The 17,725-nt window shown below is 67.5% G+C and carries 16 protein-coding genes; 7 read left to right on the forward strand and 9 right to left on the reverse strand.

Translation table 11 applies throughout. The annotated features are described in order from the left end of the window. Positions 1 to 27 precede the first annotated feature (27 nt). The 6 genes from MUU56_RS05215 (at position 28) to MUU56_RS05240 (ending at position 6,557) form a co-directional block, all read left to right on the forward strand. Positions 28 to 687, forward strand: coding sequence for an amino acid ABC transporter permease (locus MUU56_RS05215; protein WP_244766253.1), 660 nt, complete (start codon positions 28 to 30; stop codon positions 685 to 687). Then, a complete protein-coding gene (locus MUU56_RS05220) occupies positions 684 to 1,460 on the forward strand; it encodes an amino acid ABC transporter ATP-binding protein (protein WP_244766254.1) in 777 nt (258 codons plus the stop codon). Before MUU56_RS05215 ends, MUU56_RS05220 begins: the two co-directional genes overlap by 4 nt. A gap of 24 nt (positions 1,461 to 1,484) precedes the next feature. After that, positions 1,485 to 2,606, forward strand: a complete 1,122-nt coding sequence (locus tag MUU56_RS05225; protein ID WP_244766255.1) for an enolase C-terminal domain-like protein — start codon at positions 1,485 to 1,487, stop codon at positions 2,604 to 2,606. 94 nt (positions 2,607 to 2,700) lie between these two features. Continuing rightward, positions 2,701 to 3,978 (forward strand): NAD(P)/FAD-dependent oxidoreductase, encoded by a 1,278-nt coding sequence (locus MUU56_RS05230; RefSeq protein WP_244766256.1) that lies wholly within the window; start codon positions 2,701 to 2,703, stop codon positions 3,976 to 3,978. A 37-nt stretch (positions 3,979 to 4,015) separates the two neighbouring features. Then, positions 4,016 to 5,770, forward strand: coding sequence for a thiamine pyrophosphate-binding protein (locus MUU56_RS05235; RefSeq protein ID WP_244766257.1), 1,755 nt, complete (start codon positions 4,016 to 4,018; stop codon positions 5,768 to 5,770). A gap of 28 nt (positions 5,771 to 5,798) precedes the next feature. Continuing rightward, entirely contained in the window at positions 5,799 to 6,557 is a 759-nt protein-coding gene (locus MUU56_RS05240) for an SDR family NAD(P)-dependent oxidoreductase (RefSeq protein WP_244766258.1), read from the forward strand. Positions 6,558 to 6,569: 12 nt separating this feature from the next. Here the strand turns inward: MUU56_RS05240 and MUU56_RS05245 are convergent, their stop codons facing one another. The 9 genes from MUU56_RS05245 to MUU56_RS05285 form a co-directional block, all read right to left on the reverse strand. Beyond that, entirely contained in the window at positions 6,570 to 8,150 is a 1,581-nt protein-coding gene (locus MUU56_RS05245) for a GMC family oxidoreductase (RefSeq protein WP_244766259.1), read from the reverse strand. 7 nt (positions 8,151 to 8,157) lie between these two features. Continuing rightward, positions 8,158 to 9,588 carry an NAD-dependent succinate-semialdehyde dehydrogenase gene (locus MUU56_RS05250; RefSeq protein ID WP_244766260.1) on the reverse strand — a complete coding sequence of 477 codons (1,431 nt, stop codon included), beginning with the start codon at positions 9,586 to 9,588 and terminating at the stop codon, positions 8,158 to 8,160. Beyond that, a complete protein-coding gene (locus MUU56_RS05255; RefSeq protein ID WP_244766261.1) occupies positions 9,578 to 10,567 on the reverse strand; it encodes an NAD(P)H-dependent flavin oxidoreductase in 990 nt (329 codons plus the stop codon). The genes MUU56_RS05250 and MUU56_RS05255 overlap by 11 nt, the downstream gene beginning before the upstream one ends. A 22-nt stretch (positions 10,568 to 10,589) precedes the next feature. Further along, positions 10,590 to 12,212 carry an AMP-binding protein gene (locus MUU56_RS05260; protein ID WP_244766262.1) on the reverse strand — a complete coding sequence of 541 codons (1,623 nt, stop codon included), beginning with the start codon at positions 12,210 to 12,212 and terminating at the stop codon, positions 10,590 to 10,592. Continuing rightward, positions 12,202 to 12,981, reverse strand: a complete 780-nt coding sequence (locus MUU56_RS05265) for an enoyl-CoA hydratase/isomerase family protein (protein ID WP_244766263.1) — start codon at positions 12,979 to 12,981, stop codon at positions 12,202 to 12,204. Before MUU56_RS05265 ends, MUU56_RS05260 begins: the two co-directional genes overlap by 11 nt. Next, positions 12,981 to 14,168, reverse strand: a complete 1,188-nt coding sequence (locus MUU56_RS05270) for a CaiB/BaiF CoA transferase family protein (protein ID WP_244766264.1) — start codon at positions 14,166 to 14,168, stop codon at positions 12,981 to 12,983. Before MUU56_RS05270 ends, MUU56_RS05265 begins: the two co-directional genes overlap by 1 nt. Further along, positions 14,168 to 14,914: an enoyl-CoA hydratase/isomerase family protein gene (locus tag MUU56_RS05275; protein WP_244766265.1), complete on the reverse strand. Its 747-nt coding sequence runs from the start codon at positions 14,912 to 14,914 to the stop codon at positions 14,168 to 14,170. The genes MUU56_RS05270 and MUU56_RS05275 overlap by 1 nt, the downstream gene beginning before the upstream one ends. An 8-nt stretch (positions 14,915 to 14,922) precedes the next feature. After that, positions 14,923 to 15,849 carry a hydroxymethylglutaryl-CoA lyase gene (locus MUU56_RS05280; RefSeq protein WP_244766266.1) on the reverse strand — a complete coding sequence of 309 codons (927 nt, stop codon included), beginning with the start codon at positions 15,847 to 15,849 and terminating at the stop codon, positions 14,923 to 14,925. Positions 15,850 to 15,928: 79 nt separating this feature from the next. After that, positions 15,929 to 16,495, reverse strand: a complete 567-nt coding sequence (locus tag MUU56_RS05285; RefSeq protein ID WP_133036248.1) for a MarR family winged helix-turn-helix transcriptional regulator — start codon at positions 16,493 to 16,495, stop codon at positions 15,929 to 15,931. A 177-nt stretch (positions 16,496 to 16,672) separates the two neighbouring features. On the opposite strand from MUU56_RS05285, the gene MUU56_RS05290 reads away from it, so the two are divergent. Beyond that, positions 16,673 to 17,716, forward strand: coding sequence for an ABC transporter substrate-binding protein (locus MUU56_RS05290; RefSeq protein ID WP_244766267.1), 1,044 nt, complete (start codon positions 16,673 to 16,675; stop codon positions 17,714 to 17,716). Positions 17,717 to 17,725 lie beyond the last annotated feature (9 nt).

Raw genomic sequence — 17,725 nt, forward strand, 5'->3', positions numbered from 1 at the left:
CGGATTTTCGAAGATCGGGTTCGCATCATGTATCAATGGGATTTTTCCATCCTGTGGGACTATCGCTGGATTTTCCTGCAGGGTCTCGGCGTCACCGTGAGTTTCACGCTCGCCATCATCGCCGGCGGCCTGGTCGTCGGCCTGGCGGCGGCGATCGGCCTCCTGTCGCGCTTCGCCGTGCTGCGCGGCGTCTCGCTGGGCTTCATCGAAATCTTCCGCTGCACGCCCGTGCTCGTGCAACTGATCTGGTGCTACTACGCCCTGCCGATGCTGGCGGGTGTCGAAATGACGCCCGTGACGGCTTCGCTCCTCGCCCTGTCGTGTTATGGTGGCGCCTTCTATGCGGAGATCATCCGGGGCGGCATCGTCTCCATAGATGCGGGACAGTCCGAGGCCGCCTCGGCGCTGGGCATGACGCCGGCGCTCGCCATGCGGCGGATCATCCTGCCGCAGGCGCTGCGGCGCATGGTGCCGCCGCTGATGAACCAGTCGATCCTCCAGTTCAAGAACACCTCGCTCGTCTCCGTGCTGGCGGTTCCCGATCTCGTCTATCAGGGGCAGATGGCGGCGCATGACAGCTTCCGGCCGCTGGAGACCTATACGGCGGTGGCTGCGGCCTATTTCGCCATCCTTTTCCCGCTGACCTTGTTCGTCCGCTGGCGCGAGCGCAGGAGCGAAGAGACATGACGACCTCCCAAACCGCCATGATCGACATCACGGGCCTGCGCAAATCCTTCGGCCCCCTGGAGGTGCTGAAGGACATCAATCTTCAGGTGAAGGCGGGCGGCGTGGTCGCGCTCCTCGGTCCCTCGGGATCGGGAAAATCGACGCTGCTGCGCTGCATGAACCTCCTGGTCGTGCCCGATGCCGGCCGCATCCGCGTCGGGGACACCACGTTCCAGTTCGGCGCGTCGACCGAACGGCCCGGGACGAAGCCGCTTGCCGCCTTCCGCTCGCGCACCGGCATGGTGTTCCAGAACTTCAACCTCTTCCCGCACATGACGGTTCTGGAGAACGTGATCGAAGCGCCCATCCATGTACGCAGGCTCGACCGCAAGACCGCGATCGACCTCGGCATGTCGCAGCTCGAGAAGGTCGGCCTCGCCGACCGGGCGAGCCAGCGCCCGCAGACGCTTTCCGGCGGCCAGAAACAGCGGGTGGCGATCGCCCGGGCGCTGGCGATGGAGCCGAGCGTCATGCTGTTCGACGAGGCCACCTCCGCGCTCGACCCCGAGCTCGTCGGCGAGGTGCTGCAGACCATGCAGCAACTGGCGGCCGACGGCATGACCATGGTGATCGTCACCCATGAGATCGCCTTCGCCCGCGACGTCGCCGACCGGGTGGTCTTCATGCGCGACGGCTACGTGGTCGAGGAGGGCCCGGCGGGCGAGGTCATCAATACACCGAGGATGGAGGCGACGAAAACCTTCCTCAGCCACTTCCACAAGGGTGCGATCTAGCGCAACCCGCACGAGGCACAGGTCATGGAAACAATCAGCGCACTTCGGGTCTTCCTGATCGAAAGCCCGATCAAGATGGCCCGGCAGCAGGGTGTCGGCGACGTCAAGGGAACGGTCAAGCGCGTCCTGGTGGAGCTCACCTCCTCGTCCGGCATCGTCGGCTGGGGCGAGGCGGCGCCGTGGGAGGTCTTCACCGGCACGGCCGAAGCCGCCTTCGCCGCCATCGACGTCTATCTCCGGCCGCTGGTGATCGGCGCCCCGGTCGACCGCATCCGCGCCCTCGGCCTGAAGATGAAGAAGGCGCTGGTCGGCCATGGCGAGGCCAAGCTTGCCATCGAGACCGCGATGTTCGACATCCTCGGCAAGTCCTGCGGCCTGTCGATCGCCGACCTCCTTGGCGGGCGCGTGCGCGACACCATCCCGCTCTCCTTCTCGATCGCCGATCCGAGCTTCGAGGCGGACATGGAGCGCATGAAGGAGATGGTGCCGAACGGGCACCGGCTCTTCAAGGTCAAGACCGGGGTGAAGTCCCACCGGGACGACCTCAGGCATCTGGAGGCGATCCGCAACGCCTTCGGCGACGCGGTGGACCTGCGCCTCGACTACAACCAGGCGCTCGAACCCTTCGGCGCCATCGCCATCCTGCGGGACGTCGACCGGTTCCGCCCCACCTTCATCGAGCAGCCGGTGCCGCGCGAATGCCTTGCGGCCATGGCCTCCTTCGCCGCCGATCTCGACACGCCGATCCTTGCCGACGAGAGCTGCTTCGATGCCCGCGACCTGATGGAGATCGTCAGGCTGCAGGCCGCCGATGCGATTTCCGTCAAGCTGATGAAGGTCGGTGGCCTGTTCAACGCACAGGCCCTGATGGCGATCGCCGACCTGGCGCATGTGCCGGGCTACGGCGGCACGCTCTGGGAAGGGGGCGTGGCGCTTGCCGCCGGAACCCAGTTCATCGCCGCCACGCCCGGCGTCTCGCTCGGCTGCGAATTCTACATGCCCCATCACGTGCTGACGGAGGACGTGCTGGAGGCGAAGATCGAGAACCGCAACGGCGAGGTCGTCGTCCCGGACGGGCCGGGCCTCGGCGTCATCGTCTCGCAGGCATCGCTGCGCGAGAACGCGCGCATCCTCTGCGAGCGATAGCGGGCAACACGAAACATCATTCGGAGACGTTCCTTTCCGGCGCGGCATCGCGCGCCGGTGACGGGAGCGTCGTGCAGATTGTCGAGGACGGGAAATGCCAAGCGGAGTTGCCAAGCATGTGGTCGTGATCGGGGCGGGCATCGTCGGTGCCTGCTGCGCGCTCGAACTCGTCCGCGACGGCCATCGGGTGACGATCGTCGATGCCGGTGAGCCGGGCGGCCGACAGGCGGCGAGCTACGGCCACGGATGCTGGATCAGCCCCGGCTCCGTGGTGCCGATGTCGGTGCCCGGCCTGTGGAGGAAGGTGCCCGGCTATCTCCTCAATCCGTGCGGCCCGCTCGTCATTCGCTGGCGGTACATCCTCAAGCTCCTGCCGTGGCTCACCCGCTTCCTGCTGGCCGGCGCGACGGTGTCGCGGGTGGAGCGCACGGCGCGCGCGCTCGCAACCCTCCTGAAGGACAGCCCTTCGCGGCACGGTGCGCTGGCCGGCGAAATCGGCCGGCCCGACCTCGTTCTCCAGGAGGGCCTGCTCTACGCCTATCCGGACAGGGCAGCCTTCGAGGCCGAGGCGCTCGCCTGGCGCCTGCGCCGGATGACGGGCCTCACATGGCGGGAGCTCGACCGGCGCGCACTCGAAGCGCGCGAGCCCGGATTGTCGCCTCATTACCAGTTCGGCGTCCTGGCGGAAGACGGGGCCCATTGCGTCGATCCCGGCGCCTATGTCGCCGCCATCGTCGCGCTGGCCGTGAGCCGCGGCGCAAGCCTCGTCCGGGCGAAGGCGACGGGCTTCGATGTCGTGGGCGGGCGGCTCGCTGCCGTGCGGATGGAGGCCGGGGCGATCGCCTGCGAGCGCGCCGTCATCGCCTGCGGGGCATGGTCGAAAACGCTTGCGCGCATGGTGGGCGACCGCGTTCCGCTCGAGACCGAGCGCGGCTATCACGGCATCGTCGCATCGGACCAGGCGGGGCCGCGCCATCCGATCATGCCGAGCGATGGCAAGATGGCCAACACGCCGACGCTCGCCGGGTTGCGCCTGTCCGGCCAGGTGGAGCTTGCCGCGCTCGACACGCCGCCGAACTGGAGCCGCGTCGACATTCTCGTCGCGCATGCGCGCCATACCTATCCGTCCCTCAAGGGCCGCGAGGATGTCGTCCTCGACCGGTGGATGGGGCATCGGCCCTCCACGCCGGACGGCCTGCCGGTGATCGGCCCGTCCACCCGTTCGCCGGATGTCCTTCATGCCTTCGGCCACGGCCATGTGGGCTTTGCCAGCGGCCCCGTCACCGGCCGCATGATTGCGGACCAGATCGGCGGCAGGCCCTGCTGCCGAGACCTCGCCCCCTTTTCGCCGCGGCGCTTCGGCCGGGCTTAGATCGACGATTTCGAACAGACGAGTACAGGAGAAAGCAATGCGCGGAGCAGACATCCTTGTGGACATGCTCATAGGCTATGGCGTCGAGGTCGTCTTCGGCGTGCCCGGAGACACCAACGTTCCCTTCTACGAAGCGTTGCAGCAGCGCGAGGGCAGTATCCGCCATGTCATGGCCCGCGACGAGCGGTCCGCCGGCTACATGGCGGATGCCTACGGGCGCTTCACCAACCGGCCGGGCGTCTTCGAGTGCCCGTCGGGCGCGGGCGCCATGTATTCCCTGCCCCCGGTCGCCGAATCCAACATGTCCTCGGTGCCGGTCATCCTCCTGACGATCGACATTCCGCTGCCCGGCGAAGGGCGCGGCGTGCTGACGGAGCTGGATTGCGCCCGGCTCTTCGATCCGGTCACCAAGATGTCCGTGCAGGTGAAGTCGCCGGAAAAGCTGCCCGAGATCATCCGCCGCGCCTTCCGCGCCGCCTGCTCGGGCAAGCCCGGCGCGGTGCATCTGCAGATCCCGGAAGACATGCTGCTCGCCGAGGTCGATCCGGCGCGCGTTTCCCTGCATGTGGAAACCGAATGCGCGACCTTCCCGGCCTATCCGACCCTGCCGCCCGCCGACAAGCTCGACAGCGTGCTGTCGCTGCTCACGACCAGCAAGCGTCCGCTCATCGTGTCCGGCGGCGGCGTCAACCGCTCCTGCGCCGGCCCGGAGGTCACCGCCCTTGCCGAGCGCCTCAACATCCCCGTCTGCACGACGATGACGGGGCAGGGCACGATGCCGGACGATCACCGCCTCGCGGTCGGCGTCATCGGCGACAACGGTTTCCATCCCCATGCCAACTGGGCGCTGGAACACGCGGATTTCGTGCTCTTCGTCGGCTCGCGCATGGGCTCGGTCGTGACGATCGGCTGGACCTTCCCGAAGATCACGCTCAACAAGCGCGTCGCCCAGATCGACATCGATCCGGAGATCATGGCGAACAACTACGAGAACGCCGTCTCGGTGCAGGGCGACGCGCGGTTCGTCCTGCAACGGCTGATCGACATGGCGCCCGCCGACAACGACGCGGCGCGCACACAGGACTGGGTGAACGAACTCAATGCGCTGCGGGCGAACTTCTGGGAGAATGCCGAGACCCTGCTCGGCTCGGAAGCCGCGCCGCTGCGCCCCGAACGGGCCGTGCGCTGCTTCAACGAGGCGCTGGAGGCCTATGGCAAGCCGGCGCACATCTATTCCGACGCCGGCACGCCGACGCCGCATATGACGCGTTTCCTCAAGTTGAAGGACCGGCGCACCCGCTTTGCCATTCCGCGCGCCTTCGGCGGTCTCGGCTCGGCGCTGCCGGCCACCATCGGCGCGTGGTTCGCCGACAAGGAGCGCCGGCCGATCGGCATGTTCGGCGACGGCTCCTTCGGCATGTCCGTGGGCGAGCTGGAAACGCTGGTCCGTCTCCAGGTGCCGGCGATCCTGCTGCTGTTCAACAACGGCACCTTCGGCTGGATCAAGGGCCTTCATCGCCTCAGGGGGCACAACCAGTGCTTCGGCGTCGACTTCCTGCCGCCGCGCGGCCAGGCGATCGCCGAGGCCTTCGACGTCAAGGCCTGGACCGCGACGAATTCGCGCGAACTCGACGCGGCACTTGCGGAGGCCTTCGCCTATAAGGATGGTCCCTGCCTGATCGACATCCATGTCGAATCCATCGCCGACCGCGTTCCGCCGGTCTATTCGTGGCTGGCCAAGCGCGGCAAGGACCCGCTCAGCATCGAGGCGGAAGACGTCCGCTACGTCTGAGACGAAAATCGAACGACGGGAGATCACCATGGCAAAGGGACCGACAATCCTCGTGACGGGCGCGGCCGGCGGTATCGGGGCGGAAATCGTCCGGCACATCGCCGGGCCGGGCGTGGCGCTGCTGCTGCACACGGGCGCCAATAGGAAAGGATTGCAGGCCGTGGCCGAGGAGGCGCGCGGCAGGGGCGCGAGGGTGGCCGTGGAGACGGGCGACCTCGGTGATCCCGCCGTGCCGGCGCGGCTGGTGGACGCCGCGCGCGGCGCCTTCGGCGGGCTCGACCAGATCGTCTCCAACGCCGGACGGGCGCATCAGGCGCGCTTCGAGACGCTGGAGGCGGACGACCTGCAGGCCGCCTTCGCGACCATGCCGATGGCGTTCTTCCATCTCGTGAAGGCCGGCCTTGCGGACCTGCGCGCCTCGCCGCAAGGCCGTGTCGTGGCGATCAGCTCCTTCGTCGCCCATGCCTTCGGCACCAACGGCATGCACTTTCCGGCCACCGGCGCGGCGAAGGCGGCGCTGGAGGCGCTTGCCAAGTCGCTGGCCGCGCAGCTCGCCCCGGACGGCGTGACGGTGAACTGCGTCGTGCCGGGATTCGTTCGCAAGGCGAGGGACGGCCACAGGGCCATCACCCCCGCCTCCATGGAAAGCGCGCGCGCCGTGACACCCAACGGAACGCTCGGCGAACATGCCGATATCGCCGCGCTTGTCGCATTCCTCCTGTCCCCCCACGCCCGCCACATCACCGGGCAAAGCATGCATGTCGACGGTGGTCTTCTGCTGCCATAGGTGCGGCTTTCTTCACGTTGAAAGCAGGAAGTCGGCGCAGCGCTCCGCGATCATGATGCAGGGCGCATTCGTGTTGCCGCTCACGAGTGTCGGCATGATCGAGGCGTCGGCGATGCGAAGGCGCGGGATACCCTGCACCCGCAGCCGGTTGTCGACGACCGACAGCCGGTCGCGGCCCATCCTGCAGGTGCCGGCCGGGTGGTAGACGGTCTTGGCATTGGCCCGCGCATGCGCCTCGAAATCCGCATCGGACGACTTCTCGTCTCCGGGTGCCAGTTCCCGGAAGCCGAGGGCCTTCATGGCGGGAGCGGCGAGAATTTCGCGCGAGAGCCTGATGCCGCGCACCAGGGTGTCGACGTCTTCCCGGGCGACCAGGTTGTTGCCGACGAAATGGATCGGATCCTCGACCCGGTTGCTGCGCAGCGAAACCTTGCCGCGCGAGACAGGGCGCAGGATGCAGGGATTGATCGAGACGCCATGGCCCTCCATCTGGCCGCGGGTGGCATCGCCCACGAGGGTCGGCGTGACGTGGATCTGGATATCGGGCCGCCCGCAGCTCCCCGTGTCGATGAAACCGCCGCTTTCCACCACATTCGACGACAAGAGGCCGGACCGCCCGAACAGATAGCGAAGCCCGTTTGCGACGGCCTTGAGGCCCTTGTCCTGGTCCTTCAGCGAGATCGGCCGATCGGTGATGCCGTAGACGGAGACGGCGATATGGTCCTGGAAGTTTTCGCCGACACCGGGAAGGTCGCGGATGACCGGGATGCCATGCCGCGCGAGCATATCGCCCGGGCCGATGCCGGACAGCATCAGGATTTTCGGCGTGGCGAGCGCCCCGGCGCAAAGGATGACCTCCTCTTTCGCCCGCGCCTCGAAAATGCCGCCGTCCCGCCGGCGATAGGCAAGGCCGGCAGCCGCGCCGTTCTCCAGGATGATCTTCGTTGCGATGCTCTCCGTGCTGATGTCCAGGAGAGGGGAGCAGCGCACCGCCTTCAGGTAGGTCACCGCCGTGGAACCGCGCCGGGCATTCGTTGTCGTCGTCTGGTAGAAGCCGACGCCATCCTGCCGGGCGCCGTTGAAATCGTGCGAATAGGCAAGGCCGACCTGCTGCGCGGCCCGCACGAAGGCCGCGCTGATCGGATGGCGGAAGCGGGGCTCGGAGACCTTCAGGGGACCGCCGGTGCCGTGATAATCGTCGGCGAGAACCTCGTTGTCCTCCGAACGGCGGAAGACCGGCAGCACGTCCTCGTATCCCCAGCCCTTGCAGCCGAGGTCCCGCCAGGTGTCATAGTCCTCGGCCTGGCCGCGAATGTAGATCATCGCGTTGACGGACGAGCCGCCGCCGAGCGTCCTGCCTTGCGGCACGAGCAGGACCCGGTTGTTGGCGCCCGGCTCCGGCTCGGTGGCGTACATAAAAGTCCGCCGGGTGCCGAGAACCTTCACGAAGGTGGCGGGGATGTGGATATAGGGCGTGTTGTCGGCAGGCCCCGCTTCGAGAAGCAGGACGCTCTTGCCTGCCGTCACGAGCCGGTTTGCGAGAACGCAGCCGGACGAGCCGCCGCCGGCGATGATGTAGTCGTAGCTTTTCATCGGGCGCTCACAGGCCGATATGGCTGACGAACTTCGTCGTCAGGTAGGCGTCGAGCGTTTCGCTGCCGCCCTCGCTGCCGTAGCCGCTCTCCTTGAGGCCGCCGAAGGGCGTTTCCGCGGCGGCGATGCCGAAATGGTTGATCGAGACCATGCCGGCTTCAAGCTCGGTCGAAAACCGGTCGGCCGTCGCCAGCGAGCGCGTGAAGCCGAAGGCGGCGAGGCCGAAGGGCAGGCGGTTGGACCGCCGGATCGCCTCGTCGATGTCGGAGACGGGCACGAGCGCCGCAAGCGGGCCGAACGGCTCGTCATTCATGACCGCTGCGTCTTCCGGCACGTCGCCGAGCACCGTCGGCTCGAAGAAATAGCCGCTGTTGCCGATACGCTTGCCGCCGCAGTCCAGCCGGGCGCCATGCGAGACGGCGTCGTCCACGAAGCGCGCCATCGCATCGAGCCGCCGGGCGTGCGTGAGCGGGCCCATCTGCACGCCGTCCGACAGGCCGTCGCCGACCTTGATGGCGCGCGCACCGGCCACGAAGCCCGACCGGAAGGCGTCGTAGACGTCTTCCTCGATATAGAAGCGGGTGGGCGCTGCGCAGACCTGGCCGGCATTGCGGTATTTCAGCATCAGGCCGAGCTTGACGGCGGCCTCGACATCCGCGTCCTTCGCGACGATGTAGGGCGCATGGCCGCCGAGCTCCATCGTCGCGCGCTTGACCCCGGCGGCGGCCATCGCCCCGAGCTTCTTGCCGACCGGAACGGAGCCGGTGAACGAGATCTTGCGGATGACCGGCGAGGCGATGAGGTGCTCGGAAACCTCGGCGGCCGGGCCGAAGACGATGCCGAGCACGCCCGGCGGCAGGCCGGCATCCTGGAAGGCGCGGGCAAGCGCGATACAGGTGGACGGCGCCTCCTCCGGCGGCTTGGCGATGATCGAGCACCCGCTGGCGAGCGCGGCGGAGATTTTGCGCACGAGCTGGTTGATCGGGAAGTTCCAGGGGGTGAACGCGGCGACGGGGCCTACGGGCTCGCGCAGGACAACCTGGCGTGCGCCCGGCACGCGCGCGGGGATGACGCGGCCATAGGCACGCCGGCCCTCCTCGGCATGCCATTCGATGTGCTCGGCGGCGGCATTCGCCTCGCCTCGCGCCTCCGCGATCGGCTTTCCCTGTTCCCGCGACATGAGCTGCGCCATGGTTTCGGCACGCTCTCGCACAAGGGCGGCCGCCTTGTGCAGGATCTTCGCGCGGTCGAGGGCGGTGGTCCTGCGCCAGGTTTCGAAACCCTGCTGCGCCGCTTCCAGCGCCGCGTCGAGGTCGGCGCGTTCGCACAAGGCCAGTTGCGCGGTCACCTCGCCGGTTGCCGGATTGTGAACCCCGGCCGATCGGTTGCCGGCGGGCGCGCGCCATTCGCCGTTGATGAGAAGCGGTTTATCCAGCATGGCTCAGTCCTTCACGAGAGCGTGTCATGGGGCGGGGCAGGGCGGCGAGCGCCGCCGCATAGTCCCGCGCGATGGCGGCGACGATGTCCGCCGCCGGTAGGATGTCGTCGACGAGGCCTGCGCTCTGGCCGGCCTCGACCTTGCCGTTCTCGACATCGCCGTCGAAGGCCGCGGCCTTGAGCGAGGCGGCGGCGAAGAGCGCCTTGCGCTCTTCCAATTGCCGTCCTTCCGCTTCCGCCGCCCCCATCCGTTCGCCAAAGTCGTTGCGCAGGATGCGGATCATGCCCAGGCCATGGCCGACCACCATCGTGTCGGTGACGGAGGCGGACAGCAGGCGCTGGCTGTAGGCGGCGTGCAGGCGCGCCTCGCAGGACAGCATGAAGCGCGTGCCGAACTGCGCCGCGCCGGCCCCCAGCGCCAGGGCGGCGGCAAGGCCGTATCCATCGGCAAAGCCGCCGCTGAGGATGAGCGGCACGCCGGGCACGGCTCTTATGATCGCACGGCCGAGAACGAGCGTGGAGACGAGATCCGGCGGAGGATGGCCGCCGGCTTCCCCGCCGACGGCGATGAGGCCGTCGACGCCGGCCGCCGCCGCCTTGGCCGCGTGCTCCGCACCGGCGACCACATGCAGGCAGACGGTGCCGATGGCCTTGAAGCGCTCGAGGTAGCGCTTCGGCCCGCCCTGGGAGGCGATGAGCACGGGCACGCGCTTTTCGACAAGGAGGTCCATGATCTCGTCGGCGCCCTTGCGATAGAGCGGCAGGTTGACGGCGAACGGCCTGTCCGTGCCCGCCCGCACCGCATCGATCGCCGCGGCGAGGTCGTGCGCATACATGGGACCTGCGGCGATCACGCCGAGACCGCCGGCGGCCGAAACGGCAAGCGGCAGGGCCGCGTTGGACGATGCCCACGACATGCCGGCCTGGATGATCGGCAGGTCGATGCCGAGAAGCTGCGTCACATCGGTTTCGATCCGCATGGGGGTTTCTATCCGCATGGGGTCACGCTCCGATCAGCTTGCGGGCGTGTTCGGCGAGCTGCTTCTTCTGGATCTTGGCGCTTGCCGTCATGCCGATCGCTTCGAAGCTCTCGACGATCCAGACATGGCGCGGCACCTTGAAGCCGGCCATGTTGGCCTTCGCCCAGTCCATGATCTCCGCCGGTTCGGCCTTGGCGCCCTCCTTCAGGATGACGAAGGCGCCGGTCACCTCGACGAGGCGTTCGTCCGGCACGCCGACCACCGCCGCCTGGCGGATCGCCGCATGGCGATGCAGGACGTTCTCCACGTCGGCCGGCGAAACGTTCTCGCCGCCGACGCGCACGATCTCCTTGGCGCGGCCGAGGAAGGTCAGCCTGCCGTTCTCGTCCAGCGCGCCGAGATCGCCGGTGGACAGCCAGCCGTCGGCCGAGAGCGCGGCCCGCGTTTCGGCGGGCTTGTCGAAATATTCCCGCATGACGCTCCAGCCGCGCACGAGGATTTCCCCCGGTTCGCCGCAGGCGGCATCCTCGCCATCTTCCTTCAGGATGCGGACGTCGATGCCCGGTTGCGGCCGCATGGCGGCCGATATGCGGACGGCCTCCGGCTCCCACCAGGAGGATTGCGCGATGTTGGGCGCGGCTTCCGAAAGCCCGTAGCCGACGACGCATTCGCCTGCGCCGAGCTCGTCGATGACGCGGGCGACGATGGTCGGCGAGGCGGCGAGCCAGGCGCCGCGCAGGACGAGGCGGCGCGCCGGGCGCTCGGGATGGCTGAGCAGCATCAGCGCCATCGTGTCGTTGCCGGAGAAATGCGTGCAGCGCTCGGCCTCCATGAGACGCAGCGCCTCGCCCGGTTCGAACCGGTCCATGGAGACGAGCGTCGCCATGTGCTGGAGGCAGGAGAGGATGGAGAGCGTCGTGCCCGCGACGTGGAAGAACGGCCGGGCGCTATGGAACCGATCGCCGACGCGAAGGCCCATGCGATGACCGGAGACGAAGGCGTTGCCCAGCATGCTGCGCTGGGTGAGGAGAACGCCTTTCGGAAAGGATGTGGTGCCGGACGTATACTGGATGAGCAGCGGGTCGTTGGCCTCGCCCCGTGCCTGCGCGGGCGCGGCGCCGCTTGCGAGCAGGGCCTCCCAGGCGAGGGCCGTAGGCGGCACGTTGTCTCCGATGACGATCAGTTGCCTGAGATCCGGAAGGGCGAGGGCGGGCAGCCGGTCGGTGAGCGCGGGGTCGATCTGCCGCAGCAGGCCGATGAAATCGATCTTGAGGAACCGGTCGCACAGGATAAGGCGCGAAACCTTCGACTGGGAAAGCGCATAGGCCATCTCGGCGGCGACGAAACGGGTGTTGATCGGCACGGTCACCGCGCCGAGCGAGCCGATCGCCAGAAAGATCGCCACCCAGCGCGTGGAATTGCCGAGGCAAAGGCCGATGTGCTCGCCCTTCCTCACGCCCTGCGCCGCCAGTCCGTCGCGGATGCGTGCGACCTCGGCGGCGAGCGCGGCATAGGTCAGCCGCCCGTCTGTCGCCACGACGGCCTCGACATCGCCGGCAAGCGTTGCGGCCCGCGCCAGTGCGGCGGAGATCGTCGTTGCGCAGAGCGCGTCGATGTCGAAGGGGGCGGCATGGTCAGAGATCATGATTTTCCTTGCCTCCGACGCTGTTCGCGAAGCGGTTCAGGCCATCGCGCCAGCCGCCGTCCGCCAGGCACCGCTCGATCGCGGCCATTTCGACGCGGATGCCGTTGTTGAGGTCGGTTTCGCTGCCGAGATCCACCGCCTGCTTGGTCAGCGCCATGGCAAGCGGTGGCGCGGCGGCGATCGCCTCGGCGATGCCGGCGATGGTTTCGGCCAAGGCTTCCGCCGGCACGATGCGGGCGACGAGGCCAAGCTGGTAGGCCTCCTCGACCGGCATGGTGCGGCCGGTGAACAGGAGTTCCTTGGCCCGCATCTTGCCGATCGTGCGTTGCAGGCGCTGCGTTGCGCCGACCGTGCCCCATTGCGGCTCGGGGAAGCGGAAGGTCGTCCTGTCCGATGCGATGACGAAGTCGCAGCTCATCAGGATCTCGCCGCCGGAGCCGACCACGGGGCCTTGCGTTGCCGCGACCACCGGCTTGCGGCAGCGGGCAATGGCGTCGTAGGCGGCGAAGGAGGCGCGCCGCCGGGCGATCACCCAGGCCTCGTCCCGGCCGTTGCGCTCCTTCAGGTCCGCTCCGGCGCAGAAGACGGGACCGTTCGCCGAAAGCACAACGGCGCGGATATCGGCATCGGCATCGAGCGCCTCGAAAATCTCCTTCAGGGCAAGGCACATCGGCAGATTGAGGGCGTTGCGCGCTTCCGCGCGGTCGAGGACCACATGGGCGACACTCTCCTCGCGCCGCAGGAGAACCGGGGGGGTTGCTTTGCTCATCAGATCACTCCCTCATTCCTCAGCCGGTCGATGGTCTCGGCCGGCATGCCCAGCTCCCCGGCAAGCAGCGCCGCCGTGTCCGCACCGAGCGGCGGCGGGCAGCCGATGACGGGATCCTCGTAGCCCGCAAAGCGCAGCGGCGTGCGCAAGGCGCGGACGGTGCCCTCCTCCGGGTGGTCGAACGTGCCGACCACGCCGCGGGCCTCACTGTGGGGATCGCTCAGGATCTCGCGGACCGTGTTCACCTCGCCGGCCGGCACGCCGCGGTCTCGCAGCGCCTCGGCGAGCGGTCCGCGTTCGCGCTGCGCGATCGCCTGCCGCATGTCCGCCATCACCCGTTCGCGGGCGGCGACGCGGGCGGCGTTCTTCCTCAAGGCCGCGTCGGCGGCAAGATCGTCGAGGCCGAGGACCCCGCAGATATCGTCCCAGTGCTGGTCGCTGCCGCTGATATGCAGCCATGTGCCATCGGCGCACTGGAACGCCGCGGAGGGAACGCGGCCCGGATGCTCCGTTCCCGAGCGGCCGATATCCTCGCCCAGCGCGAAGAGGCGGGCGGCGGCAAGCGCCAGGAGGCTCGTCTGGACATCCATCATCGACAGGTCGACATGGCATCCCCGGCCGCTGCGCCCGCGCCCGACCAGTCCCGTCAGGATCGCGATCGCGATCCACAGGCCGGAGGTCATGTCCGAGACCGGAATGCCGGCCTTGGCGGGCGGCGCGTCGGGATGGCCGGTGAGATGCATGATACCGGAGAGCGCCTGGAAGATCGTGTCGTAACCATTGCGCAGGCGATAGGGCCCGGTCTGCCCGAAGCCGGTATTGGAGACATAGACGAGGCCGGGATTGCGGCGGGAGAGCGCGTCGTAGCCGAGATTGAAGCGGTCCATCTCGCCGGGCAGGAAGTTCTCCAGAACGACGTCGTGCGTCTCCGCCAGCCTGGCGGCGATCTCCTGTCCTTCCGGAGATTTCAGGTTCAGCGTCATGGAGCGCTTGGCGCGGTTGAACGCGAAGAAATAGGCGCTTTCGCCGCGGGGCAGCCGGGGCTCGAACAGGCGGGATTCATCGCCCGTGCCCGGCCGCTCGACCTTCGTCACCTCCGCGCCGAGCTCGGCGAGGATCTGCGTCGCCATGGGGCCGGCGAGCACGCGGGAAAAGTCGAGGATGCGGATGCCTTCCAGCGGCTTCATCAGCACTCCTCCCGGAAGCTGCGCATCTGCGCGTTGACGGTGCGTCCGGCGGCCATCGCCTCGTCATGGGGGAGGTCGGCGACGCGATAGTACAGCGACTTGACGGCGGCCATCGCCTTCGGATGCGCGGCGGCCCATTGACCGGCGATATCGAGGGCCGCCTCGACGACCGCCTCCGGCGCGACGACCCGGTTGACGAGGCCGAGGGCACGCGCCTCCTCGGCCCCGATGAGGCGGCCGAGGCTGACCATCTCGAAGGCCGCCTTGCGGCCGAGCGAGCGTTGCAGGCCGGTCATCACCAATGCCGGCACGATGGAATGCTTCAGCTCGGGATAGCCGAATTTCAGGTCGGTGCCGGCCACCATCATGTCGCAACCGATCGCCAGTCCAGCGCCGCCGCCGACGGCCGCGCCGCGCACGGCCGAAACGACCGGTTTGGAAAGGCGCTGCATCATCGCCTGGGTCCGGCAGGTGAGGTCGGCGCGCTTTTCCACGAGGTCCTGGTTGGCCGGCGTCAGGGTGGAGAACTCCGCAAGGTCCGCTCCCGCGCAAAAGGCCCGTCCCGTCCCCGTCAGTACGATCGCCCGCACGGCCTCGTCGGCGTCCGCGGCCAGCATCGCATCGTGCAGCGCCTGCGTCAGGGCCGTGTCGAGGGCGTTCAGCTTGTCGGGCCGGTTGAGCGAGAGGATGCGGACCGGGCCGCGGTCTTCGCTGATGAGGATCGGTGAAGCGTCAGTCTGTGTCATGAGAAATCCTACGCTGCCAGATGGCCGAAACCGGTGCGCGCCACCTTGCTCTGCAACTCGCGCCCAAGCGCCTGCTCGCATTGCAGCGAGGCGGCCTGGAGCCTGTCGATGTCGATGCCGGTCGCAATGCCCTCGGCCTCGAAGAGATTGACGAGATCTTCCGTCGCCACATTGCCGGTATAGCCGCCGCCATAGCGGATCTGGGCGGGGTGGCCGCCGACGCCGCCGATCGCGCTGTCGAACCAGCGGCAGCCGACCTCGTAGGCGGCCATGCAATTGGCGATGCCGGTGCCGCGCGTGTCGTGGAAATGGGCGATGGGCGTGACGTCGGGCACCTCGGCCATGGCGCGGGCAAAGAGGCGGCGCACGCTGCCGGGCGTGCCGTGGCCGGTCGTGTCGCAGATGGAGACGTGGCGCACGCCGAGGTCGGAGAAGGCCTTCAGGTCGCCGATGACGGATGCCGGGTCGACCCGGCCCTCGAAGGGGCAGCCGAGCGCCATGGAGATCACGCCGATCAGGCGGAACCCGCCATCCGCCAGCGCGACCATCTCGGCAATGTTGCGCCATTGCTGCTCGCGCGTCGTGCGCAGGTTCTTCTCGGTGTGCGCCTGTGTCGCCGACACGAGCAGGCTTATCTCCTCCGGTCCATGGCCGGCTTCTCGATCCTCGATTGCTCGTCTGACGGCATGAAGGTTGGGGCAGGTCGCCTTGTAGGCCGTGCCGGGCCGGCGGCGGATGCCGGCCAGCACGTCGCTGGCATCGGCGAAGACCGGCACTTGGCGGGGGCTGCTGTAGCTCGTCGCTTCCACGCGCGGGAAGCCGGCTTCGGAAATGGCGTCGATCAGGGCGATCTTGGTTTGCGTGGAAAGGTCCGTCGTTTCGTGCTGCAAGCCGTCCCTTGCAAAGCACTCGCAGATTGTCAGCGCCTCCGACATCTCGATCCTCCCGGTTTCCTTGGAGGTAGTGATGCGAAATTTAGTTCATATTGTCAACTATAATTCTGGCGTTGCATGTTCACTCCTCGTCCAGTTCGCGCAGATCCTCCTGGGATGCCCTGGTTTTCAGGTCGTGGAAATAATGTGCGCTGTTGCGTCCCACCCGCTGCAGCAGTTCGATCAGGATCTGTCGTTCGGCGTGGCTGAGGGTCGAGAGCATGTTTTCGTTGCGCTCGAAGGCGTCGGCCAGGATCGCCTGCGACAGGTCCAGCCCCTCCGGGCTGAGCTTGAGCAGGATGCTGCGCCCGTCCTCGGGATTGGCGGTCTTCAGGATGTAGCCGCGCTCGATCATCGACGAAACCGTCCGGCTCATCTGGCTTTTCAGCAGTCCGCTGTGTTTCGCCAGTTCCTGGAGCGGTACTTCGCCGAGATATTTGAGAACGGCGAGCGCGCGCCATTCGCGCGCGGTGATGCCGTATTTCGGCCGGATCGAAAGGGCCGCGATGCGGGTGGAAAGGCCGGCCAGCCGCTGCAGCTCGAAGGAGAACAGGTCCCGTATGTCCGGTTCGCTCTTCTGGGGCGCCAGGTGTCCGCGAAAGAAACTGCCGTCGGAGCGGTCCGTCATGTTTTCGACTTTCTTATTCAAATGGTTGCTCCTCACGGTTCCCGCCGGGTCATTTTATGCGCAGAAATTTAGTTGACAAGGTGAACAATATAGTTCATCTCATTAACTAGATTGGCACGCAGGGAACGGAATGTCGATCATGCATTCGGGCCGTGGAGGATGGCTCCGGCCGGGCATCACCAGAGGAGGAACTTGGTAATGGCATCGTGTAATCGCGCATTCTTGACCATCGCCGCGACAGCGGGCGTGCTCTCCTTCGCCGGCGTCGCCGCGGCGCAGGACGTCCTCACCGTCGCCGGCTTCGGCGGCAACCTTCAGACAGACCTGCGCAAGACGATCTGGCAGCCCGCGGCCGATGCCGCAGGCGTCGAACTGCGCGAGGAAACCCATGACGGGCTCGCCGCCGTGCGGGTGCAGGTCCAGTCCGGCTCCCCGACCTGGGATGTCGTGCATCTCGGCGCTGACGAATGCGCGGTCGGCGGCAAGGAAGGGCTTTTCGAGCCGCTCGACTACGGCACGATCAGCACGAAGGGTTTTGACGCGCGCGGATACGGCGAGCATTGGATCGCGACGAACACCTATTCCGTCGTTCTGGCCTGGCGCACCGATGTCTACAAGGACAAGGCGCCGGCAAGCTGGCAGGATTTCTGGAACGTGGAGGCCTTTCCCGGCCGTCGCGCGCTCAGCACCTATCCGCAGGAAATGATGGAGATCGCGCTCATCGCCGACGGCGTCGACAAGGACAGCCTCTATCCGCTCGACACCGAGCGGGCGCTCGCGGCGCTCGAGAAGATCAAGGCCAATGTCGGCGTCTGGTGGTCGTCCGGAGCGCAATCCGCCCAGCTCCTCAAGGATGGCGAGGTCGACATGATGGCGATCTGGGGCAGCCGCGTCGCGTCGGTGATCACGGACGGGGCACCCGTCAAGTTCACCTACCAGGATGCGATCCTCGGCTACGGCTGCCTGGCGATCCTCAAGGGCGCGCCGCACGCGGCGAGCGCCCAGAAGTTCATCGCCGGCGTCGTGTCGCCCGACGTGCAGGCGCGCATTCCGGAAATGATGCCCTATTATGGCCCGACCAACAGCCTGGCCTTCGAGGTGAAGGCGTTTTCGCCGGAGGTGCTGGCGCAATCCAACATGTCGCCGGAAAACGTCAAGAAGCAGACCTTCCTCGACGCCAACTGGTGGCGCGACAACAACGAGCTGGTTCGCGAGGACTACAGCCTGCTGATGTCGAACTGATCGAACGAG

The organism is Shinella yambaruensis, assembly GCF_022899355.1.
Taxonomy (GTDB): domain Bacteria; phylum Pseudomonadota; class Alphaproteobacteria; order Rhizobiales; family Rhizobiaceae; genus Shinella; species Shinella yambaruensis.